The sequence below is a fragment of the Rhizobacter sp. P3_B12 genome (assembly GCF_056402895.1).
Window position 1 is genome coordinate 1 of sequence record NZ_JBFUGN010001123.1, and the last position, 1,854, is coordinate 1,854.

Below are 1,854 nucleotides of genomic sequence, written 5' to 3' on the forward strand. Positions count from 1 at the left end.
GCTTCATGTCGATGCCGCCGAAGACGACCGCCGCGCGCGTGCAGCACGAACAAGCGCATGGCATCATCCCGCCCCAAATGAACCGCCCATCGATCGCCACAGACACGCGCCCCCTGTGGCGCATCTTCCTCGCCTTCCTCGGCCCGATGATCGTCGGCAACGTGCTGCAAGGCCTGTCGGGCACCTTCAACGCCGTGTTCGTCGGCCAGATGCTCGGCACCCGAGCGCTCGCAGCGACAGCCGCCGTCTTCCCGATCGTGTTCTTCTTCATCACGCTGGTGATCGGCATCGGCGCTGGCGGCTCGGTGCTGATCGGCCAGGCCTGGGGTGCGAAGGAGACGCACAAGGTCAAGGCCATTGCCGGCACCGCCATCACGCTCGGCTTCGGCGTCGGCCTCGTCATTGCGCTGTTCGGCGGCATGTTCACCGAACACCTGCTGCATGCCCTCGGCACCCCCGCCGACGTGGTCGACGATGCCATCGGCTATGCGCGGCTCATGATGCTCGCGATGCCCGGGCTGATGGTGTTCATCCTGATCACGCAGCTGCTGCGCGGCGTCGGCGACACCGTCACGCCGCTCTACGCGCTGCTGCTGTCGACCCTCGTCTCGTGCGTGATGACGCCCGCCTTCATCCGCGGCTGGGGCGGCCTGCCGCAACTCGGCGTCACCAGCGCCGCGGCCGCCTCCATCGTGTCGTTCATCGCCGCCCTGCTCTACCTCCTCGTGCACCTGCGGCGCGCCAGGCACCCGCTGTCGCCCGACCGCGAGCTGCTGCGCTCGCTGCGCATCCAGCCGCAACTGCTCAAGCTCGTGCTGAAGATCGGCATGCCCACCGGCATCCAGATGGTCGTCATCTCGCTGGCCGAGATCGCGCTGCTGGCCCTTGTCAACCGCTTCGGCTCCGATGCCACCGCGGCCTATGGTGCCGTCAACCAGGTCGTCAACTACGTGCAGTTCCCGGCGCTGTCGATCGCGATCACCGCGTCGATCCTCGGCGCCCAGGCCATCGGTGCCGGCCGCACCGACAAGCTCGGGGCCATCACCCGCACCGGCATCGTGCTCAACCTCGCGATCACCGGCACGCTGGTCGTCATCGGCTACCTGTTCTCGCGCCACCTGATGGCGCTGTTCATCACCAGCCAGCCGGTCATCGAACTCGCGCAGACCCTGCTGCACATCATGCTGTGGAGCAGCGTCGTGTTCGGCTGCGCGTCGGTCGTCAGCGGCGTCATGCGCGCCTCGGGCACCGTGCTCGTGCCGATGTCGATCTCGATCTTCTGCATCGTCGCGATCGAGGTGCCGGCGGCCTACGGGCTGTCGCAGCGCATCGGCCTCGAAGGCGTCTGGTGGTCGTACCCGATCGCGTTCGTCTCGATGCTCGTTCTGCAGTCGGCGTTCTACCGGCTGGTGTGGCGCAAGTCGAAGATCGAGCGGCTGGTCTAGGCTTGTGCGTCACGCCGCAAAAAAAAACCTCCCATGAACATGTGAGCCCGCAGGCCCGGTTTGCCGCCAGGGTGCGCGCGCGCCTTAAGCTCCCGCCCATGAATCAGTCGAAGATCTAGCCATGGCAACACTCAGTTGGCGGGTAGCGCTGCTCGAAGACGATGCGGAAATTCGTGGCTACTTCGAGGAATGCGTCGCCGGCCACGCCTCGCTGCAACTGGTGGCGTCGTTCGGATTGCTGGCGCATGCGCGCGACTGGTTCGACTCGCACACCGCCGATGTGCTCCTGACCGACCTGGGCTTGCCGGACGGAAACGGCATCGATCTGTTGCGTCATCTGGCAACGACGCAGCCGGCTTGCGAAGTGATCGTGGTGTCGGTGTTCGGCGACGAGGACACGGTGCTCTCC

The 1,854-nt window shown here is 66.2% G+C and carries 2 protein-coding genes; both read left to right on the forward strand.

Annotated elements, in window-relative coordinates:
- Positions 1-77 precede the first annotated feature (77 nt).
- Positions 78-1,445 carry an MATE family efflux transporter gene (locus tag AC1D01_RS32845; RefSeq protein WP_477873674.1) on the forward strand — a complete coding sequence of 456 codons (1,368 nt, stop codon included), beginning with the start codon at positions 78-80 and terminating at the stop codon, positions 1,443-1,445.
- Between the two features lie 121 nt (positions 1,446-1,566).
- Positions 1,567-1,854: response regulator (locus AC1D01_RS32850; protein WP_477873673.1), on the forward strand; the 288-nt coding region annotated here is incomplete at its 3' end.